The organism is Nonomuraea turcica, from assembly GCF_030718205.1.
In the GTDB taxonomy this organism is placed as follows: Bacteria; Actinomycetota; Actinomycetes; order Streptosporangiales; family Streptosporangiaceae; genus Nonomuraea.
The window spans coordinates 314213-338424 of the sequence record NZ_JAUZQF010000011.1 but is presented as its reverse complement, the minus strand read 5'-3'; the positions used below and the strand labels follow the sequence as shown (position 1 = coordinate 338424).

Genomic DNA, 24212 nt, shown 5'->3' with positions numbered 1-24212 from the left:
AATGACGCTAGCCCCAAGATCAGGACGAGGGGCAGCTGTTGACCTTGTTGCGCTTGTCGATGACCCTCTGCGGCAGCCGAGACGAGTGCACGATTACGCTGGTTCGGCGCGGTTCGGTAAGGAAGCCGCCGTGCACCAGCAGGCTGTCCGGGACGGAATCCGCCTCCTCGTAATCCAGGGCGTCCTTGCGGCTGGGGTCGGCGACGATGAACTTCTCGATGGTGATGCCGCGCTCCTTCAGCATCGCCCGCACCTCGGCGACGGTCTTGTTGTAGTAAGGGACGCAGTGCATAGGCTCGCCCTTGGCCTCCCAAGAGGTGGTGCTCTGATATCGTTCGCCCGGCTGCGCCTTCCTGCCGACGTCGATCTGAGCCGTGCCCTTGAAGCCGACGGGGATCTTCACCCCGATGGCGCAGCCGTCCAGCTTGTCACACGGCCCCGGCGGGTAGATCCCCGTGATCTCCGTCAGGTATCGATTGTCGGGAGACGTGGGGAAGACCTGGCCCTCGAAGGCGGCCGTGGCGGGGATCACCCTGAGCGTGATGTCCAGGCCGGCCGTGCGTAGCTGGGTCTCGTAGAGCTCTGGGTCGGCGTAGAGGTCCTTGATCTCGATGACGTAGTAGCCGCCTTCCTTCCTGATGTCGAGCGCCGTGGCGGTGGCGTTCGGCATCACCCAAGTCAGCGCCATGATGGCGGCGCTCAGCAGGGCCACCGTGGGGATGGCCAGCCGGAGACGTAGCCGGCGCGGTGCTCGCCGCCGGGTGGGTGCGGGCTCGTTCTCGACGATCTCGCGCAGCAGTTCGCGAGCGCCTTCGCTGACGTCCGAGACCGGTTCGGCGGCGAATCGGGCGACGATGCGGTCGAGCTCCCTTTTCATGAGCGGCCCTCCGCGAGGGAAACGGCTCGTGAGCCGTAGGTGGTCAGGTCGATGTCGAGGTCGGCGAGCTCCTTAGCCAGCCGCTTGCGGGCGCGGTGCAGCCGGAGCCTGGCGGCGCCGCGTGAGCAGCCGAGCACCTTCGCGATCTCGGACCCCGTGAGCCCTTCCCAGGCCACCAGGGCAAGGAGTTCCCTGTCGTCGTCAGAGAGCCGTTTGAACGCCTGATAGGCCGTGTCGTGGCCGGTGACCGAGTCCGTCCAGGTCGTGATCTCCTCGCGGAGCCGCAGCGCCAGGGCGGCTCGGCGCTCCTCGGCGCGGAAGTGGTTGGCGAGCACGCGCCTGGCCACGCCGTACAGCCAGAGCCGTGCCTCGTCGCCCGCGGGGACGTCGTTCAGGCGGCGCCAGGCGGTGGTGAACGTCTCCGCGATCACGTCCGCGATGTCGTCGGGCGAGCCCGCGCGCCGCCGGACATACGTGGCTATGGCGGGATAATGCGCCATATACATCTCCTCGAAGCGCTGTTCGAGCTCGGGTGGCCCCATGTGGTGGTCCTTCCAGTGGGCGAACACACCTGAGGAGATGTCCGGATAAAGCGGGTTGTTTCATCCCGTACCGAGTGACGCCGCCACCCTGCGGAGGGCGGACAGCAGCGGCCGCACGACGGGATGGGAGTCCGCGCCCCTGCGTACGGCGGCGAAGACCCGGCGCTCGGGCCCCGGCGTGTCGCGTACCACGACCCCGGGGAGGACCATGTCGCGCAGGGCCAGCCGCGGCACCAGCGCCACCCCCGCGCCCGCGCCGACCAGGGCGACGACCGCGCGGAAATCGTCCGAGCAGTGTGCGAAGTTCGGTGTGAAGCCTGCCTGCTGACAGGCGAACGTGATCACGTCGTGCACCGGATTGCCCGGATAAGGGCCGATCCAGGTCTCGGCGGCGAGCGACATGAGCGTGGCCGACTCCACCAGGGCATGGTCGTGGGGGAGCACCAGGTCGAACGGCTCAGCGTACAGCGGCAGGCGGGACAGGCGGCGGTCGGAGGCGTCGGGGGCGCCACGGTATTCGACGGTGATGGCCAGGTCGGCCTCGGAGTCGAGCAGCATGGCGAGGCTGTGGTCGCCTTCGGCGTCGAGCACGCGCACCTGGACGCCGGGGGCGATCTCGCGCAACACGCTGATCGCGGGGGAGAGCACGGCGCTGATCGCGGTCGCGAAGCAGGCCACGGTGACCTCGCCGGCCTCACCCGCCGTGTACGCCGCCACTTCCGCCTCGGCGCGTTCGAGCTGCGCGAGGACCTCGTTGGCATGGCCCAGCATGATCTTGCCCACGGCGGTGAGGTGCACGCCGCGGCCGTCCCGCGTGAACAGGCGGTGCCCCACCTCGTGCTCCAGCGCGACGAGTTGCTGGGACACGGCGGACGGGGTGAGGTGCAGCGCGGCCGCCGCGGCGGTGACGGTGCCGTGGTCCGCCACCGCCCGCAGCGTACGGAGCCGCCGCGTATCTATCACGCTGCGGAGAATACTCACCTCAGAGCATGGTCCTCCACAAGGCCACGTTGCGGGCCGAGACGCGCATGCACGCTGGATGAACTGTGCCTGAACGCTCATGATCTTTCGTGGCGGTTGCCCGGTCCGTGTCCCTAGCCTCGGAGGTCATGGACTTTCTGGATGAGTTCGTGGCGGTGCGCGAGACCGCCAGTGCCGCGAATGGGCTGGTGACCGTGGAAGTGGACGGTACCTCCGATCTCACCGCGCTCAAACTCGACCCGCGGGCCCTGCGGCTATCCACGGCCGAGCTGGCCGAGGCGATCAGGGAGGCGTTCGGTCAGGCCCGCGCGGCGGCCCAGCAGCGTGCCACCCAGGCCATCCCTGAGGTGCTGAAGCAGGACCCGCTGGAGCTGAACGGCCTGATCGACAAGGTCAAGGCCGACACCGATGCGGAGATGAACGAGCTCCTGTCCACCGTCAACGAGCTGAGCCTGCGCCTGGATCGGTTGAAGCGGCAGTGAGCGAGGAGATCGACCGACCCGCCTTTCCCGCCGCATGAACGGCAGGTTCTGATGGGGCTGGAACTACCGCCGGCGCTCCACCCACTGCTGCTGGCCACCGGCCACACCTGGACCGACATCGACGAGGCGGGCCTGGTCGCGACCAGTATGCGGCTGGCCAGGTTCGACGACGACGCCACGCGTACCACCGGCGAGGCCGACGACCTGGTCACCTGGGTGCACAACCGCAACGACAGCGAGGGCACGCGAGCCTTCCACGACGACTGGCACGACGAGACTGGTCTGGCAGCCAATGGCGAGGAGGTCGCCGCGGCGATCCTGCTCATGATGTACGCCCTGGCGGCCGCCGCCCTTATCGTGATGATCTACAAGCTGAGCGTCATCTTCGCGCTCCTCCAGCTGGTGATGCGGCTCTCCGCGACGATGATGCTGCCGGGCGGCGGGGCGGCGGCGTTCGCGGCCGAGAAGATCGCGGCGACCAGGCTACGCGGCATCATCGGGAAGCTGTTCGCGCGCATGGTGGTGCGCCCCTTGGCCAGGGCAGGTGAATACCTCGGGGCTCCCATGGTACGAAGGCCGGGCCGCTGGCCGGCGTCCTTCGACGGCGACCCTCTGCGCGCCGCCGTACGCCCTGTCGACCCCAGCCGGCTCGACGTGTCGAACCCTGTGTGGCGCACCGACCGCCGCTCTCTGTGGCGCGGCGACGATCGATCCCCTGACGAGATCTTCGAGGACGGATTCCATCCGCGGGGCGACACCACGAGTTTGGAGATGCACCAGCACGACTACTCCAATTCTGCGTTCGTGTCGACATCAACGAGCCCTTACGTGGGCACTCTCTACGCCCGCGATTACCGCTACCTCATCGACGCCCCCGGGGGCATCTACATGAACCCGACGTTGCGCCAGCACGGGATCAGGATCGGCAACCCGCGAGAACGGGAAGTCGACTTTCTCGGTGGCATCGACCGGCGCTACATCGTCGGGGCCCAGAAGATCCGGAGGGGCGACGTCGGTTACCACCCGTTCATCCCCAATCCCCACTACGATCCCGGGAGCTGATCATCGATGAGGGAACCGCCGCCGATCAGCGACGAGTTGCGTGCGGCGGCCCGCGCCAACCCCGGCCGGTGGCTCTACGTCATCGATGAGTACTTCGACCCCGATGGCGAGGTGCCCCCGTTCGGCGTGGCCGGGGCCTGGCAGGTGGACGAGCGCGGCCAGATAGCCGAATTCCGGCCCAATCCCCACTACCGCCCGTCACCCCTCACGCTCGGCTACCCCGAGCCGACCGATGAACTGGACGCCGCGATCCAGTTCGGCTCCACCGGCTACCTCGACGACGCCAGGATCGCCCCACTCTTCATGGACGCCGACGTGCTGACCGGCATCGGGGAGGATGACCGCGTCCCGCTGTTCGGCGACCATGGCGACCGGGCCGCACACGTGTACTCGGCCCGAGCCCACCTTCCGGCAACGCTCCCTGACGGCGTACGAGGGTGGCGCGACATCCGCGGGGGCGAGCTGGTCACCCTGCTGCCCGCGGACGTCGGCGTGGCGATCAACCCCGCGACGCTCGGCGTCCACCTGCCCCGGGCCGACTTCGACCGGCTCCGTCCTTGATCGCGTGCTCGCGACGGTTCACAGCCGGCGTTCGACCGCCTCGGACGCCTGCTCGGACGCGTGTTCGGCGCCCCTGTGGTTGCTTGACATGCTCCAGACCTGTTCCGACACCGTGCCGTACCCGTCGGCGATGCCGTAGCCCTTCGTGAACAGCCGCTCGACAAGGTTGCGGTAGATCGCCCCCGCCTCGGCACCGAACTCGCCGGTCCCCCAGCAGTCCTCCGCGGCGGACAGATCGGCCTGCAGGGCGGTCACGTGGTCGCGCATGGTGGCGGACAATCGGCGGAGCCCCGACACCGTCGTGGCGAGATCGCTGTGCGAGATGTCCACCTCGCGCATGCCAACACCTCCAGAACCCCAAGGGACCAGGTCAGTCTAGTGTGGCGCGCCTGGGCAGATCAGCCGCGGGCCTGGATGAACGCCTGCACGGCGCGGTCGACGTCCTCCTCCGAGTGGGCGGCCGACAACTGGACGCGGATCCTGGCCTGGCCGTGCGGCACGACCGGGTACGAGAAGCCGATCACGTAGATCCCCCGATCGAGCAGGCGCTCGGCCAGCGCGGCGGCCTCGGCCGCGTCCCCGATCATGACCGGCACGATCGGGTGGTCGCCGGGCAGGATGTCGAACCCCGCCTTGGTCATCTCGCTGCGGAAGCGCGCGGTGTTGGCGCGCAGCCGCTCGCGGGCGTCGTTCGAGGTCTCCAGCAGGTCGAGGATGCGCAGCGACGTCGAGGCGATGACGGGAGCGAGCGAGTTGGAGAACAGGTAGGGCCGGGAGCGCTGGCGGAGCAGCTCGCAGATCTCCTTGCGGGCCGCCACGTAGCCGCCGCTGGCCCCGCCGAGCGCCTTGCCCAGCGTGCCGGTGATGATGTCGACCCGGTCGGTGACACCGTGCAGCTCCGGCGTCCCGCGGCCGGTCGGGCCGACGAAGCCGACGGCGTGGGAGTCATCGACCATGACCATGGCGTCGTACCGCTCGGCCAGGTCGCAGATGTCGTGCAGCGGCGCGACATATCCGTCCATGGAGAACACCCCGTCGGTCACGATCAGCCGCCGCCGCGCCTCCGCCGCCTCCTTCAGCCTGGCCTCCAGCTCGGCCATGTCACGGTTGGCGTACCGGAAGCGCTGGGCCTTGGAGAGCCTGATGCCGTCGATGATGCTGGCGTGGTTGAGCGCGTCCGAGATCACCGCGTCCTGGGCGTCCAGCAGGGTCTCGAACACGCCGCCGTTCGCGTCGAAACACGAGCTGTAGAGGACGGTGTCCTCCATGCCGAGGAAGTCCGACAGGCGCGTTTCGAGCTCCTTGTGGACTTCCTGGGTCCCGCAGATGAACCGCACGGAGGCCATGCCGAAGCCCCACCGGTCCAGCGCCTCCTTGGCCGCCTCGACCACCTCCGGGTGGTCGGCCAGGCCCAGGTAGTTGTTGGCACAGAAGTTCAGCACCTCGCGCCCTGCCACGCTGACCTGAGCGCTCTGCGGGGTGGTGAGCACACGTTCGGGCTTCAGCAGCCCGGCTTCGGTGATCTCGTCGAGCGTCGTCCGCAACTGCTCGCGCACATGAGTGAACATCAACGACTCCTGCTTATGGTCGCGGCCGCTTCGGCCTCCGTTGGCTCGTTCCTCGCTCTCTCCGGCCGAGCTCCTCCGCTCCAGTCCAAAATGACCTTGCCCGTACGGCCACTGGCGGCTGTGTCGAAGGCGGCGTCGAAGTCTTCGTACGAGAACCGGTCGGTGATCACTGGCGTGAGGTCGAGGCCCTTCTCTATCAGGACCGACATGTTGTACCAGGTCTCGAACATCTCCCGGCCGTACACACCCTTGATCGTGATCATCGACGTCACGATGGTGGCCCAGTCGACGGCGAACTCCTCGGCCGGCAGCCCGAGCATCGCGATCTTCCCACCGTGCGTCATGTGCGCGATCATGTCGCGCACCGCCGCGGGATGGCCGGACATCTCCAGCCCCACGTCGAAGCCCTCGCGCATGTGCAGCTGCCGCATGCCTTCCTCGATGGAGGACCTGGTGACGTTCAGCGCGAGGGAGACGCCGAGCTTGCCCGCCAGGTCCAGGCGCTCGTCGTGGACGTCGGTGATCATCACGTTGCGCGCGCCGACGTGCGTGGCCACGGCCGCCGCCATCAGCCCGATCGGCCCGGCGCCGGTGATCAGCACGTCCTCGCCGACCAGGGGGAAGGACAGCGCGGTGTGCACGGCGTTGCCGAACGGGTCGAAGATGGCCGCCACGTCGGGGTGGACGGGGACGCGGTGCACCCAGACGTTCGAGGCGGGCAGCGTGACGTATTCGGCGAACGCGCCGTCCCTGTTGACGCCGAGACCGACCGTGTTGCGGCACAGGTGTCTGCGGCCCGCCATGCAGTTGCGGCACTTGCCGCACACCAGGTGGCCCTCGCCGCTGACGAGATCGCCGACCGCGACGTCCTCGACGCCCGGTGCCACCTCGACCACGTGGCCGGAGAACTCGTGGCCGACGATGAGCGGGAGCTTCAGGGTGTGCCGCGCCCAGTCATCAAATTTCCGGATATGCAGGTCGGTGCCGCAGATCCCGGTCCGCAACACCCGAATCTTCACCTCGCCCGGGCCGATCGTGGGCTCAGGCACGTCAACCAGCGAGAGACCAGGCTCGGCCTTCTCCTTGACCAGCGCTTTCATTGGCTCCCATCCCCCTAGGTCGAACCTAACGCACTGTGCCCTCTCAACTCCGAGCATGTCCATCGCGGGATTCTTAAGTGCCCCCACAGCTCTCCTTCACGCCGCAGCAATTCTGGACGTCTCTGCTCAAAGCTGCTCTGTTCTCTCTAGTTATTTGCATAAATACGTACTAGCCTCCACGTCGACGCGTACGGACTGGGCTTCAGGAGCGCGCCGGGGCTGAATCGGAAGGGACCATCGTGGAAGACCTGCGAATGGGAGTCATCGGCCTCGGCCTGCGGGCGAACCTCGCCCTGGCCGCGCACCGGCCGGGCAAGGGCTCGATCGTGGCCGCCCTGTGCGACTCCGACCCGGCGGTGCTCAAGAGGCAGGCGGGGAGGTTCGAGGCCGAGTTCCTGACCGGGGACTACCGGGAGCTGCTCGACCGCCGCGACCTCGACGCGGTCATCGTCAACACCCCCGACGACACCCACGAGCGCATCGCCATCGACTGCCTCCGGGCCGGCAAAGCCGTCTACCTGGAGAAGCCGATGGCGATCACCGTGCAGGGCTGCGACAACATCCTGCGCGCCGCCCGCGAGACCGGCACGCGCCTGTATGTGGGGCACAACATGCGACATATGGGCGTGGTCCGGCTCATGCGCGACATCATCCTCAAGGGCGTCATCGGCGAGCCGAAGACTGTCTGGGTGCGCCACTTCGTCTCGTACGGCGGGGACTACTACTTCAAGGATTGGCACGCGGACCGCACCCGCACCACGGGTCTGCTGCTGCAGAAGGCGGCGCACGACCTCGACGTGATCCACTGGCTCGCGGGCGGCTACACCACCCGGGTGAACGCGCTGGGCGACCTCATGCTCTACGGCGACCTGCCGCGCCGCGCACCCGGCACCCCGCGCCCCGACGGCTGGCTCCAGGAGTACGACTGGCCGCCGACCGCGCGCCGCGACCTGCACCACGTCGTCGACGTCGAGGACGTGTCGGTGATGAACATGCGCCTGGACAATGGCGTCATCGCCGCCTACCAGCAGTGCCACTTCTCGCCCGACTACGTGCGCAACTACACGGTCATCGGCACGGAGGGGCGGCTGGAGAACTTCGGCGACGGGCCCGGCGACACGGTCAAGGTGTGGAACACCGGGCCCACGGGCTACCGGGACGACTGCGACATCACGTACAAGGTGCCTCCCGCCACGGGGTCGCACGGGGGCGCGGACGTCGAGATCGTGGCGGAGTTCTGCAGGTTCGTCCGGGACGGGGGACTGACGGACACCTCTCCGGTGGCGGCCAGGATGAGCGTGGCGGCGGGCTATATGGCCACGATGTCGTTGCGGGATGGGGGCATGCCGCACGACGTGCCGGCTCTGGATCCGGAGCTGGCCGCGTACTTCGATGCCGGGCAGGGCTGACCGGGATACGCTGGGGAAAGAGATGTCTCGGGAAGGGGCCGGGCGATGACCACCTTCGAGGATCTGCCACCTGGGTCACGGGAATACGCCGAGAGTGTCCTCCCATCCTCCCTGTGCGACCTCCACGGCCCCGTCCACGGCGTGCTCACGCTGCCCGGCCACATCGCCTGGTCGGGACGGCGCGAATACGACCTCGCCGTCTACCGGCAGCGCCTTGAGGCCTATGCCCGGATCATCCAGGCCGGGCGGCGTGAGGACATGGTGGAGCTGCTCAACCACGCTCTCCTGCTCAGCCATTGGTTCGATCTCTGGTGGCGGCTGGATCCCGTCTACCGATCGGTGTGGGAGCTGACCTTCCCCGAGCTGGCCGCGATCTCCGCTCCGGAGGAGATCCGCCGCATTCCACGGCTGATGGCCTCCTGAGGTGCGGATTCCCGACTGGCACGCCAGAGCCATCGAAGACGTGGTGCCCTTCTCAACCGCCATGGCCTGCTCCTGGTCGGCGGCTACAGCATGCAGGCGCACGGCATCGCCGACCGGCCCTCGGCCGATCTCGACTTCGCCTACGCGGATGGCGAGCCGTGCCTGCGGGTGGCCGCGCTGCTGGCCGACGAGTATCGCGCGCATGGCTATTCGGCCGAGGTCATCGTGGGCCTGCTGGTCTCGCGCCTCCGCGTCGCGGCCCCTTGGTTTCCCACCGGTCAGATGCTTGAGGTGGACGTCATCCAGCGGCCCGCCCACACCCTTGACCTCGCCGGAGCGCCGGTCGAGGTCGAGATCCGCCCCGGGAGCAGGGTTCGCACTGTCTCACATGAGGACGCGATCGGACAGAAAATGATCGCTCTTCTGTCGCGCTTCGAGCCGCGTGACTACTTCGACGTGCAAGGGGTCGCCGGCTCCTACACCTTCGAGGAGCTGGAGGCGCTTGGGCTCGCGCGGATGAAGGATTGCGACCCCGGCGAGGTGCTGGATCTCCTGGCCGCCATCCGGTTGCCGCGTGCGGCCGACCTCGTCACCGAGGACCTCGCCGCCTACGGCGTGTCCGAGGAGGAAGTGGCGGAGCTGCGGGTGTGGATCGCCGCCTGGCGGGACGATCTCGGGCGCCGGCTGGGAATGCAGCAGTTGCCGGGAACCCGTTGAATCAGCCGGACAGTAGATATGTGTGGACATGTCATTACGGGCCCGGATACGGCGCGGGGATAAAGCCGCGTTCGGTGAGCTCTTCGACCAGTGCTCCAAAGCCGTCTACAACCACGCCTTTCGCCTGACCGGCAACTGGTCCACAGCCGAGGACGTGACGGCGCTGACGTTCCTGGAGGCGTGGCGGCTTCGAGGCAAGATCGACGCCGAGGGCGGCTCGCTGCGGCCCTGGCTGCTCGGCATCGCCACCAACATCGCCCGCAACATGCGCCGGGCCGCCCGTCGGCATGACGACGCGCTGGCCCGGCTGCCCAGGGGCGAGGGGGTGCCGGACTTCGCCGAGGAGGTCGTGAGCCGCATCGACGACGCCGAACGGCTGGCGGCGGTGCGGCAGGCGTACGGCAAGCTTCGCCGCGCGGAGCAGGACGTGTTCGCGCTCTGCGTGTGGGCGGGGCTCGACTACGCGCAGGCTGCCGAGGCACTCGGCATCCCGGTAGGCACGGTCAGGTCCAGGCTCTCACGGGCCCGCAAGAAACTCGCCGGCGCCGGGGAACCGCCTCCGGCGAGGCGACAGGTAGTAGGTGACCGAGGCCCCGAGAAGGAGGAGATCCGATGAAGCCGGCCGAGCGCGATCTTCCCGAGGGCCGTCACCGACTGCTCAAGGAGTTCGTGATGACCGAGATCGACAAGGCGCCGCGGAAGCGCCGCGCCGTCCTGGCAGCCCCTGCCCTGGCCCTGGCGGCCGCCGCCGCGGTGGCCGTACCGCTGCTCTTCGGCGGCCCCCCTGCGTACGCGGTGACCAAGGGCGCCGATGGGCTGATCCACATCACCATCAACGAGACCAAGGACCCGAAGGGCCTCCAGGCGGAGCTGCAGAGCATGGGGGCGAACGTGGTCGTGGACTACATCCCCATCGGCAAGAAGTGCAGCCCGCAGCCCCGCGCGGCCCGCTTCTTGGACAAGGAGGAAGCGGATCTTGCCGTCTGGCCCGCGCCGGAGGAGCACTTCGGCAGCTTCACCATCGACCCCAGCGTGATCGGCCCGGGCCAGACGGGGGTTCTGGAGTTCAGCTCGTCGGAGAACAACGGCGGGGTGATCGCCGGCATCTGGGCCAGAGTGGCCGAGGGGCCGATCGCGGAGTGCGTCTTGGTGGACACCACGGAGGCACCGCTGTCGCACTGACCAGGCGAAAGGACAGCGCCTGCCGCACGGTCCTTCATCCGAACCTCAGCGCTCGGTCTCCTTCTTCTCCCGCTCCAGGTCGGGGAACGGGGAAGGCTCCTGGACGCCCTGGGTGAGCTGGCGCGGCCCGTTCGGGCTCTCCGCCTCCTGAGCGTCGGCGACCGCCTCGGCCGCGGCCTCCGCCGCCCTGGCGGCCTCCTCCTCGGCGGCCGAGCTCTCCGGGGCCTCCTCCCGCGTGGCCGCTGACTGCGGCAGCGCCTCGGTGAACGCCTTCGAGACACCCTGCAGCGCCGAGGTGACCTCGCTCGGGATCACCCAGAACGTGTTGCCCGGACCCTGCGCCAGCTGCGGCAGCATCTGCAGGTATTGGTACGCCAGCAGCTTCGGGTCCGGGTCGTTGCGGTGCACGGCCTGGAAGACCTGGTCGATGGCGCGCGACTGGCCCTCGGCCTCCAGGATGGCCGCGGTGCGGCCGCCTTCGGCGCGCAGGATGCGGCTCTGCTTGTCGCCCTCCGCCGTGAGGATCTGCGACTGGCGCTGGCCTTCGGCGTTGAGGATCGCGGCCCGCTTGTCCCGCTCGGCCCGCATCTGCTTCTCCATCGCGTCCTTGATGGTCTTGGGCGGGTCGATGGCCTTGATCTCGACCCGGTTGACGCGCAGCCCCCACTTGCCGGTGGCCTCGTCGAGGACGCCGCGAAGCTGGCTGTTGATGGTGTCGCGCGAAGTCAAGGTCTTCTCCAGGTCCATGGAGCCGACGACGTTACGCAGCGTGGTGACCGTCAACTGCTCGACACCCTGAATGTAGTTGGCGATCTCGTACGCCGCCGCCCGCGGGTCGGTGATCTGGAAGTAGAGGACCGTGTCGATCTCGACGACCAGGTTGTCCTCGGTGATGACCGGCTGCGGACGGAAGGACACGACCTGCTCACGTAGATCGAGCTTGGGATAGACGCGGTCGATGTACGGGATCACGAAGTTGAGGCCGGGCTTGAGCGTGCGATGGTAACGGCCGAGGCGCTCGACGTTGGCCGCCCGGGCCTGTGGGACGATCCGCACGGCCTTGAGCACGGTGACCACGGCGAAGAGGATGACGAACAGTCCGACCAGCAAGAGCGCATCCATGGCTCACTCCCGGGGATATACGAGGGCTGTCGCGCCCTCGATCTCAATGATGTCGACGGTCGCCCCCGCGGGAATCACCAGGGTTTCGTCGTAGGCGCGCGCCGACCATTCCTCGCCCCCGACGCGTACCCGCCCGTCGCGGCCGGTTACCTCCGACACCACGTAGGCGGGTTTGCCGACGAGTGCTTCGACGCCGAACCGCTGCAGCTGAGGCTGCCTGATATGACGCATCGCCAGCGGCCTGATCACGATCAGACCGGCTGCTGATGAGGCCGCGAAGAACAGTAACTGCAGGGGCACGGGCAATCCGATGGCGGCGGTCGCGGCGGTGAGGAGAGCCGCGGCGCCGAGGAGTCCCAGCGCGGCCGTGAAGGTGAACAACTCGGCCACGCCGAGCACGACCGCGAGGATTACCCAGATGATCCATTCATCCATGTCGGCCCTCCTCTTGGGACAACGGGCCTGAGTGCGTGGGTGGTTCCCCTCCTCTACCGTAATCCTGGTTTCAGTGCTGCGGCACCCATCCACCTGCGTCATCAGTGGCATGCAGCGCGCTGCCTTGTATCCATTTCTCCCACGGGAGTTGCCAGAAACCCCATCCGTTGTTCCATTCGAGCTCGCGGTCGGTGCCGGTGATCGTGACCGGATCGCCGCGCAGGGAGGTGGCGTAGAACCAGGCGGCCTGGTCGGGCCGCGCATTGATGCAGCCGTGGCTGACGTTTTCCCGGCCCTGGGCCCACACATTGTCCTTGGCGTGCACGTATTCGCCGCTGTTGGAAATGCGCACGGCGTGGTCGATCATCAGATCGTAAAAACCGGGCTCGCCTTTTCGCCGGCCGGGGGAGACCATGCGGACCGGGCTGTCTTTGTCCATGGTCAGGTGCACGCCGCTGGTCGTGGTGTATTCGGGCGTGGTCGCCACGCCGGCGCTGATGGCCATGTGCTGCGCGGGCGCGCCGTCGCGCTCGACGACCATCTGGTGCGTCCTGGTGTCGATCACGCTGGCCTGCTCGCGGGCGACGGTGAAGGCGAAGGTGGAGTCGGTGGCGCCGTAGACGCCGCCGGGCAGGCGCAGGCCTGCCAGGTGGGCGGTGACGGTGACCCGCTGCCTGGGGTCCCAGAAGCGGCGGGTGCGGTAGATCACCTGAGTGTCGCTGGTCCACCGCCAGGCGCCTTCGACCGGCTGTTCGCTCTTGACCTCCAGCGCCCGCTCGACGGCCGCCTTGTCCGTCACGGGCGTGTCGAAGTCGATGATGATCGGCATGCCGGTGCCGACGATCTCGCCAGGCAGGGGCGTGGTGGCGACGATCCCGAAGGTGCGCTCGGCCGGGCGGGTGTGGATGCGGCCCACCGCCACCGTGGCGGGGCCGCGCGGGCCCGCGGCCGTGGCGGTCACCGTGTATTCGGCCGCGGGCTTGAGCGTCCAGTCGGAGCGCCAGGTCGTGCGGGAACCGTCGAGCCTGCCCGGCACGGGCTCCCCGCCCTCATAGACCTGGACGTTGCTGAGCGTGCCACCGGACGCGCTGATCAGCAGGCCGCGATCGGGCCGCGCCCGCTTGCTGTCAAGCGCCGGTGAGATGTGCACGACCGGCGCCGTGGCCGGCGCCTCCGCCGTCACGGGACTGCAGCCGCAGATCAGGAGGAAGGCGACACACATCATCGCGCGAGCTCCGGCACGCCGCATGGGGTGAATCCTGCTTTCTGATGGAGCGGGGAAGCGCTCCAAGAGTAGCGTTCAGTCCGCGAGCAAGCACGCTGAGTCACCTATACGACAGTTCCCGAAACCTCCCCCAATGTCAGGTCGCCGGCCGTGGCCCGGATGGTCACCGTGTCGCCATCCTGCAGGAACGCGCGGACTTCGCCGCTCGCCAGCTTGATCGGATCGGTCCCGTTCCAGGTCAGCTCGATGAGCGAGCCGCGATCGCCACGCTCGGGGCCCGAGATCGTGCCGCTGGCGAACAGGTCGCCGGTGCGCAACGAGGCCCCGTTCACGGTCATGTGGGCGAGCATCTGGTCGGGTGTCCAATACATGCTCGCGTACGGCGGTCGCGACACGACCTCCCCGTTGAGCAGGACCTCGACGGAGATGTCCAGCCCCCAGTCGCCCTGCCTGCGCAGGTACGCGGCCGGCTCGGGATCCTGCGGCCGCCCGGGGATCCTGGGCAGCGCCTCCAGCGGGGTGACCCATGGCGAGATCGACGTGGCGAACGACTTGGCCAGGAACGGCCCGAGCGGCCGGTATTCCCACGCCTGCACGTCCCGCGCGCTCCAGTCGTTGACCAGCGTCACCCCGAACACATGGTCCTCGAATGCTCCGGCAGGCGTGCCGAGCTCTGTGGGTACGCCGACCACGAACCCCAGCTCCGCCTCGAAGTCGAGCTTCTCGCACGGCCCGAACCTGCCCGGCCCGAGCTGCCCCTGCGGCCGCTTGACCGGCGTGCCGGACACCACGACCGTGCCCGACCTGCCGTGGTATCCGATGGGCAGGTGCCGCCAGTTCGGCAGCAGCGGCTCGGTGTCGGGACGGAAGATCCTGCCGACGTTGCTCGCGTGGTCGATCGAGCAGTAGAAGTCGACGTAGTCGGCCACCTCGAACGGCATGTGCAGCCGCACCTGCTCCAGCGGGATCAGGTGCGGCTCGGTCACCGCCAGGTCGCCGGTGAGCTTGTTCCCGATCAGCGTCCGGGTGTCGTGCCAGGCCGCGCGACCCCTGGCCAGGAACGGATTGAGCGACGGGGCGGCGAACACCTCGTCATGCAGCGCGGCGGTCAGGTCGAGCACCCGGTCGCCGTACCGCACCCCCACCCGGGGCGACTCTCCAGGCGAGGAGAAGACCCCGAAAGGCAGATTGTCGACGCCCCAACTCACGCATCCTCCTCGATCAGTCCAAGTGCGCGCAGATCTTCGAGGGGCGTGCTGGTGCTGCACGAGCCGTAGCTCACCAGCAGCCGCCGCGCCCGCTTCGCGGTCTCTTCTGGTACGTCCTGCGCCAGCCGTACGAGATGCCCCACGTCGGTGGCGCGCAGCACGGGCGCCGGATCGCGCCCTTCGACGGCCTCGCACACCGCCAGCGTCAGGTTGAGGAACCCGTGCCGATCCACGCCGAGCGACGGGTCGAAGTGGCGTACGGCGTGGTGCAGCCCGGCCGTGGCCTTGAACGGCACGTCGTGGTCCACGCAGAACCTGATGAACATCGCGAGCTGCTCCACCGCCGGGAAGGCGTCGGCCACCTGGCCGCCGCAGCGCACCTTCAGCCCCGTGCCGTCGGGCACGGTGATGGCCAGCTTGCCCGGGGTGACCTCGGCGAAGAGCCGCACCCCTTCGGGCAGCCCGAGCCGGTCGGCCAGCGCCGCGACCGACGTGTCGCCGGGCAGCGGCATCTCGACGATGTCCACCGGCAGGTCGTCGAAGGCGGGCACCTCGGGCGTGTCCACGATCAGCCCGATCCGCCGCGGCTTGTAGTCCTTGCCGCGGAGCCGGTCCAGCCGGCTGGCCGGGCACAGGAAGCGGTGCGTGAGCACCGGGTTGCCGCGCTCCTGATCCCGCCGGTGGCGGGCGAGCGCCTCGTCCATGTGCAGGGACGTCGGCGGGAACAGGCCCGCGTCGTCCACCAATGCCGTGTAGAGAATCATCGTGCCCATGTCCACGCGTAGCCGGGATCTTCGCAGGACAGCGCGCCCTGGCCGAGGTCGAGCGGGCGGAAGGTGTCCACCATCACCGCCATCTCGCTCGTGGTCGTGACACCCCGGGCGACCGCGTCGATCACCGCCTCCACCGCGCCCGGCTGCGGCCCGTGCGTGAACCCGGCCGGATGCAGCGAGATCGACCCGACGTCGATGCCCGAGCCCGCGCGGGCGGAGTAGTCGCCGCCCACGTAGAACATGAACTCGTCGGAGTCCACGTTGTGGTGGTTGTACGGGATCGGGATGGCCTCGGGGTGGTAGTCGAGCGGCCGCGGGCAGAACGAGCACACCACGAACCCGGGCCCCTCGAACGTCTGGTGCACCGGCGGCGGCGCGTGCGTCTTCTTCACGATCGGCTCGAAGTCGTTGATGTTGAACGCGAACGGATAGAGGTAGCCGTCCCAGCCCACCACGTCGAACGGGTGATTCCGGTAGACGAGCCTGGTCAGCCCGCCGCGCGTGCGCACCAGCACCGGCACCTCCTCGCCGTCCACGAGGAGCGGCGCGACGGGTGCGCGCAGGTCGCGCTCGCAGTATGGCGCGTGCTCCAGGAACTGCCCGTACTGCGACAGGTATCGCTTGGGCGGCCTGATGTGCCCGGACGCCTCGATGGCCAGCACGTTGACCGGGCCCCTCGGCACCCACCGGTGAATCGTCCCGGTCGGGATGACGATGTAGTCGCCCTCCCCGGCCTCGATCACGCCGTAGGTGGACTCGAAAGTCACCTCACCCCGCTGGACGTACACGCATTCGTCGCCCATCGAGTTGCGGTAGAGCTCGCTCGGCCGGTCGCTGGTGGCGTACGACAATCGGACGTCGCCGTTGCCCGCCAGCAGCATGCGGCCCGTCACCAGGTCGCCGGCGCTGGAAAGCTCCTGGGTGCGGAAATGACGTGGCGAGAGCGGCAGATTGGGCTCGAGTCGCGTTTCCGTGCCGGGTTCGGCCGCCTCCGCCTTGACGATCGCGGTCGGCAGGTAGCGGTGGTAGAGCAGCGAGGAGTCGGACGAGAAGCCCTCCTCGCCCATCAGCTCCTCGGCGTAGAGTCCGCCGTCCGGCCGCCTGAACTGCACGTGCCGCTTACGCGGCACCTCCCCAACGACGCGGTAGTACGGCATCGGCCCCTCCCTTGCCTGTCCGCTTATCGGACGAAGGTGTCCTCTATATGTGACTACCGTCCGCCATGGGTAGGGAGATGTCAACCCAGTGCCGCGGACAGCTCGGCGGCGGCCGCCACCACCCGCGGGCCGGTCGACTCCTCCAGCGGTCCGAACGTCACCACCCCCACAGAGGCCTCAAGCCACGGCAAGCCAGTCACCGGGGCGGCAAGGCCCCGCGCACCCTCCTGCAACTGCCCTTCCGTGACGAAGTAGTCGTCGCGCCCCTCACGCAGCGCCAGGATCGCCTGGCCCGCCGCGCCTTTCGCGAGCGGATGGCGCGCGCCCTCCCGGTAGGCCACGTGCATATCGGTCCAGGAAGGCTCGACCACCGCGACGGCGAGCCCGTCGTCGCCCTCGGCCACGGTCAGGTGCGCGGTCGCGCCCACCTCCTCGGCCAGCCGCCGCAACGTCGGCAGCGCGGCCGCCCGCAGCAGCGGCTGCACGGCCTGGGCCAGCACGAGCACCCCGAACCCGAGATGCACCCGTCCCTCGGCGTCCCGGCGCACGAACCCCTCGTTCATCAGCGTCGTCAGCAGCCGGTAGACCACAGGACGGCTCAGTGACAACTCGCCGCTCAACTCGGTCGGCGTACGCCCGCCCTTGCCGTCGGCAAGCAGTCTGAGCAGGCGGAGCCCGCGCTCGAGGGTCTGAGCGGATTCAGCGGCCATGCGACTGATTATCTGTGACGCTGCGCAGTCCGGGGGGTACGTAGGGGGATAGGCACAGCCAGGGGGTAACGATGCGGCAAAGGTGGGTGTTCGTGCTCGCCGGCATGGCCGTGTGCGTGCTGACCGCCGCGGTGCCGTCGATCTCCACCATGTCGATCAACACCATGGCGCTCATATCCCAGCAGACCCCCACGGATCCACCGGAACGCCATCTGGTCGAGGACACCATTTACGTCACCGAGGGCATCGAGGTCACCAGCCGGCTGCTGCCCACGGCCAAGGGCCTGGCGTTCCGCGCGAAATACCTCGCCGTCGGGGTTCAGCTCGACCAGGGCGGCCGGCTGTTCGGCACGCCGCGGCGCTCCGGCACGTACGTCGTCCCCGTCCAGCTGTGCGCCGGCCAGACGTGCCGGGAGCAGGAGGTCACCCTCGTGGTGCTCCGCAACGTGCCGTGGGTGCCGCGCCAGCTGACCTTCCCCGGCAAGGTCGGCGTCCCGCTGGACGGCGAGATCGGCATCAGCGGCGGTCCGCCCGGCGTTCTGCCCACCTTCTCCGTGAACGACCACGCCAGGTTGCCCAGGGGCGTGAGCATCGGTCCTGACGGCCACGTGGGTGGCGTGCCCGCCACGCCGGGCATCTCCGAGATCCCGGTGCGGATCTGCGTGGCGGGCAACTGCGCGGGCGTCGTCGTACGGCTGATCATCGTCTGATGCCGGGTAGGGCGCACCCCACCTGAACTGGGGGGACGGCGGGCATGACCGGTGCGGCCCCGCGGCGGAGACTTCGAGGAGCACGCCCCCGCACCCATGGAGGTATCCGTCATGAGCACTGTCACCGGCCTGCGCAGAAACGACCCCACGCCGGCCGGACCACCGCCCGTCGTGCACGCGGCCGCCATCCTCTGGTTGTCGGCGGTCGCGCTCGGCGCGTTCGAGGCCGCCCTGATGGTCACTAGAGAGCTGCTCGAAGGCACGTCCGCCGTGGCCGAGCTGCTGCCGGGCGTCGGATTCCGGCTGGCGGTCTTCGCCGGCGCGATCGTCCTGGCGCTGCGGCTGCGGCGCGGCCAGAACTGGGCGCGGTGGACGCTCGCCGGCACGCTGGGCGTGTTCGGCACGTTGTCGCTGGTGATCGAGCCCGCCCGGTGGCTGCTGGAGGGCGGGTCGATCGCCGAGGCCGCGGCCGGCCTGGACGCCGCGGGCTGGGCCTTCGCGGCCAGCCGGATTCTGCATGTGGCGGCCGTGCTCGGGGCGATGGCGCTGATGTTCCAGCCCCGGGCCAACGCCTACTTCGGGTCCGACTGAACCGGCTCGAGCCGCGGGCGGGCTCCGGCGCGCAGGTTGCGCACCCCCGGCGCCAGCAGCGCGCCCAGTGTGCTGACCACGATGAGGACGGCGCAGCCGAGCAGCGACTCCTCCGTGCCGAACACCTCGGCCGCCGGTCCGGCCAGCATCAGCCCGATCGGCCCGAACATCAGCGACCCGAGCATGTCGTACGAGCTGACCCGCGACAGCGACTCGGCCGGGACCTCCCGCTGCATCGTGGTCTGCCACAACACGCCGAACACGTCGAAGCAGACTCCGAGCACGAAGGCCCCGGCCACGATCGCCCAGATCGGCGCGTCGACCCCGAGCAGCACGTAGGGCAGCGCGGTCGGCAGGCAGAGCAGCACCGCCACCAGGATCGGCCGGCTCGGCCGCAGCCGGATCGACACCAGCACGCCGGCGATCATGCCGATGGCCTCGCCCGCGAGGAACGCCGTCCAGACCGCCGGGCCGCCCATGCTCTCCTTGGCCCACAACGGCCCGAGCACCCCGTGCCCGGCCTGGATGGCCATGACCAGCAGCGAGAACTGCGCGACCACCACCCAGATCCACTGCCGCGAGCGGAACTCCCGCCACCCGTCGCGCAGGTCCGCCAGCACCGAGTGCCGCTCACCCGCGGGTCGCGCGCCGGGCTCCAGCCGCAGCAGCGCGATCAGCACGCCTGCCACCGCGAACATGGCGCCGCTGGCCGTCAGCGCCCAGCCACCGCCGAAGAACACCACCGTGCCGCCGCCCAGCACCGTCCCGGCCACCCGGGCGGCGTTCTGGCCCAGGCCGAGCAGCGCGTTGCCGGTCTGCAGCCGGTCCTTCGGCACCACCTCGGGGATGATCCCGGTCAGCGCGGGGAACGTGACCGCCGTGGCCGTCCCGCCCAGCGCCGCCGCCGTGACCAGCGCCGGCAGCGGGGTCCAGCCGACCAGCAGCATGGCCCCCAGCGCGAAGAACGCCGCCGCCATCATGAACTCGCCCGTCATCATGACCCGCTGCCGCGGCAGCCGGTCCGCGATCACGCCGCCCACCAGCATGAACACGATCATGGGGAGCGACTCGGCGGTGAGCACGATCGACAGGGTCGTGGCGTCCGCGCCGGGCAGGTTCAGGATGCCGAACGCCAGGGCCACGGGTGCGAACGCGCTGCCCAGGACGGAGATCGTCCTGGCGGTCAGGAGCAGCGTGAACCGGCGATCCCGGAGCAGGCCGAGATCGCGTCCATAACCCAGCACCTGCGTGAACCCCCTAGGAGACCGGCAAACTCCCCTATTTTGCCGTACTTCTTGTCACCCCGTAACAAGACAGAAAGAGGAATGTGCAGGGGTTTGGCAAGAATCCGGCCCTCCTTCTCCCGTAATTTGCTAGGTCCCTGAACGAGGGGACTCGGCATGCAGGAGACGTTGATCGCCCAGGTGGCGGGGCGGGCGTACCTGGAGGGCGCCCTTGTTTGAATCCGCTGGCCGCCTGGTCTATCGCGGCAGGTGGACGCTGCTGGTGCTGAGCCTGGCGGCGGCCGTCCTCGCCGCGCCTCTGGGGCTGGAGCTGTTCGGGCGGATGGCCGACGGCGGCTTCGAGGACCCCCGGGCGGACTCCACGACCGCCGCCCGCTGGACCGACGACTGGTACGGCCACGCCTCCGACGTGGTCGTTCTCTACCGGCACCCGACGGTCAAGGCGCGGGACCCCCGGTACAAGAAGGCGGTGCACGATTCGCTGCGGGCGCTGCCGAAGGAGCATGTGCGCGGGCTGGCCACGTACTGGACGACCGGGTCGAAGCGGATGGTGTCGGAGGACGGGCGGGCGACGTACGCGCTGGTCACGCTCGAAGGCGACAAGCAGGCCGCCTACGCCGCCGTGGCGGACCGGCTCAGACGCGTCCAGAACCTCCACGTCGAGGTCGGCGGGCCGGTGCCGCTGCTGAAGGAGCTCAACGACCAGACCGCCGCCGACCTGGCCCGCGCCGAGGTCATCTCCATGCCGGTGCTGCTGGTGCTGCTCGTCATCGTGTTCGGAAGCCTGGTGGCGGCCGGGCTGCCGCTGCTCGTGGGGCTGTTCGCGGTGCTCGGCGCGCTGGTGTTGCTGCGGCTGCTGACCGAGGTCACCGAGGTCTCGGTCTTCTCGCTGAACGTCGTCACCATGCTCGGGCTCGGCCTGGCCGTGGACTACTCGTTGTTCGTGCTCAAGGCGTTCAGGGAGGAGATCAGGGGCGGGGCGTCGAGCGAGCAGGCCGTGGTGCGGACCATGGCCACAGCCGGGCGCACCGTGGTGTTCTCCGGGCTCACGGTGGCCACGGCGCTGCTGGGGCTGCTGCTGTTCCCCCAGATGTTCCTGCGCTCGATCGGCCTCGGGGCGGCGGCCGTGGTGCTGGTGGCGATGGGGGCCGCGCTGGTCGTGCTGCCCGCAGTGCTCGGCATCCTGGGGCGGCGCGTGGACGCCTTCCGCATCACCCCACAGTTCGGGTACGGGCGGCGCGACGGCGGCATGTGGCACGCCATCGCGTCCAGCGTCATGCGCCGGCCGGTGCTGTACCTGGTCGCCGCGGCCGTCGTACTGGTGTCGCTGGCTCTGCCGTTTCTGCATGTCACGTTCGGCAACGTGGATCACCGGGTGCTGCCCGCCGCCTCCGAGAGCCGTCGCGTGGCCGAGGCCGTGGACCGGGACTTCCCCAGGAACTCCATGGCGGCGATCGACGTCCACGTCCTGGTCGGGCGCTCCTTCACCGAGTCGCCCGTCGTCCCGGGGCCGCTCGGCCAGGGGCATTCGCCGATCAGCGCGGTCACGCCCGTGACGCCGTCCGACGTGAAGCCGTTGATCGACCGGCTGCGGCGGCTGCCGAACGTGACCGGGGTCGATCTGGCGGGGGTGTCGCAGGACAACGGGGCCGTGCGGCTCGCCGTCCGCTACGACGCGGACCCGATGTCGGACGCGGCCCAGGAACTGGTCAGGTCGATCAGGGACCTGACGCCGGACCCGAACGTGCGGCAAGTGGTGGTCGGCGGGCCGACCGCCGCCCAGATGGATCTGATGGACAGCCTGGGCGCCACGTTGCCGTGGATGGCGCTGGTGGTGGGGTCGGTGACGGGGGTGCTGCTGTTCGCCGCGTTCGGGTCGGTGGTGCTGCCGGTCAAGGCGTTGCTGATGAACGTGCTGTCCATCGGCGCGTCGTTCGGGGTGATCGTGTGGGCCTTCCAGGACGGGCATCTGGCATCCGCGCTGCGGTTCACCCCCACCGGGTCCATCGATGCCACGGTGATGGTGCTGATCCTGGCCGTGGTGTTCGGGTTGTCCATGGACTACGAGGTGTTCCTGCTGTCGCGGGTGAGGGCGGAATGGCTGCGTACGGGGGACAACGCGGCGTCCGTGGCCACCGGGCTGCAGCAGACGGGCGGGGTGATCACCAGTGCGGCGCTGTTGCTGCTGGTGGTCATCGGGGCGTTCGCCACCGCCGGGATCACGATCGTGAAGCTGCTCGGGGTGGGGTTGTTCGTGGCGATCGTGGTGGACGCCACGCTCGTGCGGGCGCTGCTGGCGCCGGCGACCATGCGCCTGATGGGCGGCGCCAACTGGTGGTCGCCCCGCGCCTTCCACCGGCGCGTGGAGATTCACGAGCGGCCTGCCGGGAGAGCTCCCGCCGTGCCGCCTCCGCCCGCCGCGCTGCCCCAGGCCGGGGCCCGGTGGTCGGCTGAGCTCGATCCGGTTGTTCCGGAGCAGCCGCCCGAGCCCGTGGTGACCGTCAACGGGCGGCCCGCCGTCTTCGGCGCGGACACCGATCCAGTGCCGCTGGCGGCCGAGCACGAGCCGCCGGCCGGCGGGCGTGAGCTCGTACAGGCCAGGTCCTTCCGCAAGCACCCCTACTCCACCCCCGAAGCGCCCGCGAAGGAGGAGGACGGTCCCCGGTGGGTGAAGGTCACGGCGGGACGTACCCGGGTGGTCCGGGCCACTTCGGACGGCCGCGGCTGGACATGGGTGGAGGTGGACTCATGAGCGTGAGCCGTCGATCTCATTGAACGTTGTTGATCGTCCGGATATGGTGCATATGCCCACGATCACCCCCCGGAAGTTAGGTGCCATGCGAAAGCGGCTGCGGCAGCTCCTCGTCATCGGACTCGCCCTCTCGTTCCTGGGCGTCGGCGTTCCCGCGTGGTCGGCGGACGACCCGCGCAGCTGCAACGACCTGCTCGCCGACGACACCCCCGCGTACGTGGTCTGCACCTGGATGGCCACTCCCGAGGAAGCCGCGGACATCGCGAGGTTCTGGCTCGACAACGACGGCGAGAACCTGAAGGACTCCGGCCCGGTGAACGGCGTCACGATCGACTGCACCGAGCCCGGCAACCAGTGCGCGACCGACGGCGAGGGTGACGGCGAGCCCCGCGACGGCGGCGCCCCGGACGTCGACGGGGCCGAGGACGGTGGCACGCCGGAGTGCCAGAACGGCGAGGAGTGCTACGTCGACCCCGACGGCATCTCCGCCGCCGAGAAGAGCACCGCCCAGCAGACGCCGGCCGGACAGGCCGCGCAGGCCGCCGCCCAGACGAACATGCGCCTGTGGATCGAGACGGAGCTGGCCGACGACTACAAGGCCGGCACGCTCGCCGAGGCCGCCAAGAAGATCGCCGCCCTGGCCGCCGCACAGCCGGGCGTCGTCGGCATCCGCTTCACCTCGCAGCTCGGCTACAACCAGACCTTCGCCACGGCGGAGGAGCTCGACAAGTTCGTCGCCGAGGCCGCGACCGCGCTGCGTGGCCTGGCCCCGGGCAAGAAGCTGGCCGCGCACACGCTGGTGCCGGTGTTCGGCTGCGGCGCCAACGAGGCCTGCAAGGCCGAGATCGCCAAGAAGTACCCGCTGCTCGACCCGGACCGCATCGGCGTCTGGCTGGCCAAGGGCTACCTCGACCAGCTCGCCCTCGACAGTGGCCACTTCGGCACCGAGTACGCCACCTGGAAGATCGACGCCGCCGAGGCCCAGCGCAATCAGGCCATCCAGGTACGCGGCCGCGCCTGGGACGCCTACGCCCAGATCGCCGTCGAGGACGCGAGCTTCGCCGGCGCCCCGCTGAACGAGGAACAGGCCACCAAGGCCATCACCGACCGTATCGCCGCCCCGCTCCAGGACGACGCCGCGGAGACGGTCACCCTGTGGACCCGCTGGCAGAACGACCAGGGGCAGGTCAGCCGGGTGTACGGCGAGAAGTGGGCCGCCAACACCACCTGGGACCAGCTCAAGAAGCTCGGCTCGGTCCGCGCCCGCCTGGCCACCATCTACGACCCTGCCAACCCTGAGGTGGACCTGGCCACGGACCTCAAGAACCTGTCCGAGGTGTTCGGCCAGGTGTACCTGCACGCCGCCTGAGGGACGTACGTG

Annotated in this window: 26 protein-coding genes; 12 read left to right on the top strand and 14 right to left on the bottom strand. The window is 69.3% G+C overall.

All coding sequences use genetic code 11. The features are described from left to right. Positions 1-19: 19 nt before the first annotated feature. The 3 genes from Q9G87_RS28970 to Q9G87_RS28960 are packed head-to-tail and all read right to left on the bottom strand — an operon-like array spanning position 20 to position 2382. Positions 20-877 (bottom strand): hypothetical protein, encoded by an 858-nt coding sequence (locus Q9G87_RS28970; RefSeq protein ID WP_305919648.1) that lies wholly within the window; start codon positions 875-877, stop codon positions 20-22. Continuing rightward, positions 874-1419: an RNA polymerase sigma factor gene (locus Q9G87_RS28965; RefSeq protein WP_305919647.1), complete on the bottom strand. Its 546-nt coding sequence runs from the start codon at positions 1417-1419 to the stop codon at positions 874-876. The genes Q9G87_RS28970 and Q9G87_RS28965 overlap by 4 nt, the downstream gene beginning before the upstream one ends. Positions 1420-1479: 60 nt before the next feature. After that, the gene (locus Q9G87_RS28960) at positions 1480-2382 is read right to left on the bottom strand and encodes a LysR family transcriptional regulator (RefSeq protein WP_305919646.1); all 903 of its coding nucleotides are present in this window, start codon (positions 2380-2382) and stop codon (positions 1480-1482) included. A 146-nt stretch (positions 2383-2528) separates the two neighbouring features. Between Q9G87_RS28960 and Q9G87_RS28955 the strand changes: the two genes are divergently transcribed. Genes Q9G87_RS28955 through Q9G87_RS28945 form a run of 3 tightly spaced genes read left to right on the top strand, consistent with a single transcriptional unit; the run spans position 2529 to position 4505 of the window. Further along, on the top strand, positions 2529-2882 hold the full coding sequence (locus Q9G87_RS28955; RefSeq protein WP_305919645.1) for a YbaB/EbfC family nucleoid-associated protein: 354 nt from the start codon (positions 2529-2531) through the stop codon (positions 2880-2882). A gap of 51 nt (positions 2883-2933) precedes the next feature. After that, positions 2934-3944, top strand: a complete 1011-nt coding sequence (locus Q9G87_RS28950) for a scabin-related ADP-ribosyltransferase (RefSeq protein WP_305919644.1) — start codon at positions 2934-2936, stop codon at positions 3942-3944. Between the two features lie 6 nt (positions 3945-3950). Continuing rightward, positions 3951-4505, top strand: coding sequence for a type VII secretion system-associated protein (locus Q9G87_RS28945; protein WP_305919643.1), 555 nt, complete (start codon positions 3951-3953; stop codon positions 4503-4505). Positions 4506-4523: 18 nt separating this feature from the next. On the opposite strand, the gene Q9G87_RS28940 is transcribed toward Q9G87_RS28945, so the two are convergent. The 3 genes from Q9G87_RS28940 to tdh are packed head-to-tail and all read right to left on the bottom strand — an operon-like array spanning position 4524 to position 7173. Then, on the bottom strand, positions 4524-4844 hold the full coding sequence (locus Q9G87_RS28940) for a hypothetical protein (RefSeq protein WP_305919642.1): 321 nt from the start codon (positions 4842-4844) through the stop codon (positions 4524-4526). Between the two features lie 59 nt (positions 4845-4903). Then, positions 4904-6073, bottom strand: coding sequence for a glycine C-acetyltransferase (locus Q9G87_RS28935; RefSeq protein WP_305919641.1), 1170 nt, complete (start codon positions 6071-6073; stop codon positions 4904-4906). Beyond that, complete coding sequence (tdh, locus tag Q9G87_RS28930) at positions 6073-7173, bottom strand: L-threonine 3-dehydrogenase (protein WP_305919640.1); 1101 nt, start codon at positions 7171-7173, stop codon at positions 6073-6075. The genes Q9G87_RS28935 and tdh overlap by 1 nt, the downstream gene beginning before the upstream one ends. Positions 7174-7412: 239 nt before the next feature. Here tdh and Q9G87_RS28925 point away from each other — a divergent pair, with 239 nt between their 5' ends. From Q9G87_RS28925 to Q9G87_RS28905, 5 genes are read left to right on the top strand one after another with little or no spacing between them, the layout of a single operon-like run. Beyond that, positions 7413-8582 carry a Gfo/Idh/MocA family protein gene (locus Q9G87_RS28925; RefSeq protein WP_305919639.1) on the top strand — a complete coding sequence of 390 codons (1170 nt, stop codon included), beginning with the start codon at positions 7413-7415 and terminating at the stop codon, positions 8580-8582. Positions 8583-8627: 45 nt separating this feature from the next. Next, positions 8628-9005 (top strand): hypothetical protein, encoded by a 378-nt coding sequence (locus Q9G87_RS28920; RefSeq protein ID WP_305919638.1) that lies wholly within the window; start codon positions 8628-8630, stop codon positions 9003-9005. A gap of 15 nt (positions 9006-9020) precedes the next feature. Then, positions 9021-9722, top strand: a complete 702-nt coding sequence (locus tag Q9G87_RS28915; protein ID WP_371825846.1) for a nucleotidyl transferase AbiEii/AbiGii toxin family protein — start codon at positions 9021-9023, stop codon at positions 9720-9722. Between the two features lie 28 nt (positions 9723-9750). After that, on the top strand, positions 9751-10338 hold the full coding sequence (locus Q9G87_RS28910) for an RNA polymerase sigma factor (RefSeq protein WP_305919637.1): 588 nt from the start codon (positions 9751-9753) through the stop codon (positions 10336-10338). Then, positions 10335-10904 carry a hypothetical protein gene (locus Q9G87_RS28905; protein WP_305919636.1) on the top strand — a complete coding sequence of 190 codons (570 nt, stop codon included), beginning with the start codon at positions 10335-10337 and terminating at the stop codon, positions 10902-10904. Before Q9G87_RS28910 ends, Q9G87_RS28905 begins: the two co-directional genes overlap by 4 nt. 45 nt (positions 10905-10949) lie before the next feature. Here Q9G87_RS28905 and Q9G87_RS28900 read toward each other — a convergent pair whose 3' ends face one another. From Q9G87_RS28900 to Q9G87_RS28870, 7 genes are all read right to left on the bottom strand, one after another. Further along, positions 10950-12026 carry an SPFH domain-containing protein gene (locus Q9G87_RS28900; protein ID WP_305919635.1) on the bottom strand — a complete coding sequence of 359 codons (1077 nt, stop codon included), beginning with the start codon at positions 12024-12026 and terminating at the stop codon, positions 10950-10952. A gap of 3 nt (positions 12027-12029) precedes the next feature. Continuing rightward, complete coding sequence (locus Q9G87_RS28895) at positions 12030-12461, bottom strand: NfeD family protein (RefSeq protein WP_305919634.1); 432 nt, start codon at positions 12459-12461, stop codon at positions 12030-12032. A 70-nt stretch (positions 12462-12531) separates the two neighbouring features. Then, entirely contained in the window at positions 12532-13710 is a 1179-nt protein-coding gene (locus Q9G87_RS28890; RefSeq protein WP_305919633.1) for a L,D-transpeptidase, read from the bottom strand. Between the two features lie 80 nt (positions 13711-13790). After that, a complete protein-coding gene (gene fahA / locus Q9G87_RS28885) occupies positions 13791-14894 on the bottom strand; it encodes a fumarylacetoacetase (protein WP_305919632.1) in 1104 nt (367 codons plus the stop codon). Beyond that, positions 14891-15667 (bottom strand): hypothetical protein, encoded by a 777-nt coding sequence (locus Q9G87_RS28880; protein WP_305919631.1) that lies wholly within the window; start codon positions 15665-15667, stop codon positions 14891-14893. The genes fahA and Q9G87_RS28880 overlap by 4 nt, the downstream gene beginning before the upstream one ends. Beyond that, a complete protein-coding gene (locus Q9G87_RS28875) occupies positions 15655-16824 on the bottom strand; it encodes a homogentisate 1,2-dioxygenase (RefSeq protein ID WP_305919630.1) in 1170 nt (389 codons plus the stop codon). Before Q9G87_RS28875 ends, Q9G87_RS28880 begins: the two co-directional genes overlap by 13 nt. Before the next feature lie 80 nt (positions 16825-16904). Next, positions 16905-17534 carry a helix-turn-helix domain-containing protein gene (locus Q9G87_RS28870; RefSeq protein ID WP_305919629.1) on the bottom strand — a complete coding sequence of 210 codons (630 nt, stop codon included), beginning with the start codon at positions 17532-17534 and terminating at the stop codon, positions 16905-16907. Between the two features lie 71 nt (positions 17535-17605). Between Q9G87_RS28870 and Q9G87_RS28865 the strand changes: the two genes are divergently transcribed. Both Q9G87_RS28865 and Q9G87_RS28860 read left to right on the top strand, forming a co-directional pair. Next, the gene (locus tag Q9G87_RS28865) at positions 17606-18244 is read left to right on the top strand and encodes a hypothetical protein (RefSeq protein ID WP_305919628.1); all 639 of its coding nucleotides are present in this window, start codon (positions 17606-17608) and stop codon (positions 18242-18244) included. Positions 18245-18355: 111 nt separating this feature from the next. Continuing rightward, the gene (locus tag Q9G87_RS28860) at positions 18356-18835 is read left to right on the top strand and encodes a hypothetical protein (RefSeq protein ID WP_305919627.1); all 480 of its coding nucleotides are present in this window, start codon (positions 18356-18358) and stop codon (positions 18833-18835) included. Here Q9G87_RS28860 and Q9G87_RS28855 read toward each other — a convergent pair. Next, positions 18817-20079, bottom strand: a complete 1263-nt coding sequence (locus tag Q9G87_RS28855; protein WP_305919626.1) for an MFS transporter — start codon at positions 20077-20079, stop codon at positions 18817-18819. The two genes, Q9G87_RS28860 and Q9G87_RS28855, sit on opposite strands and share 19 nt — an antisense overlap. 211 nt (positions 20080-20290) lie before the next feature. On the opposite strand from Q9G87_RS28855, the gene Q9G87_RS28850 reads away from it, so the two are divergent. Both Q9G87_RS28850 and Q9G87_RS28845 read left to right on the top strand, forming a co-directional pair. Beyond that, complete coding sequence (locus tag Q9G87_RS28850; RefSeq protein WP_305919625.1) at positions 20291-22831, top strand: MMPL family transporter; 2541 nt, start codon at positions 20291-20293, stop codon at positions 22829-22831. 85 nt (positions 22832-22916) lie between these two features. After that, positions 22917-24200: a hypothetical protein gene (locus Q9G87_RS28845; RefSeq protein ID WP_305919624.1), complete on the top strand. Its 1284-nt coding sequence runs from the start codon at positions 22917-22919 to the stop codon at positions 24198-24200. Positions 24201-24212: the final 12 nt, after the last annotated feature.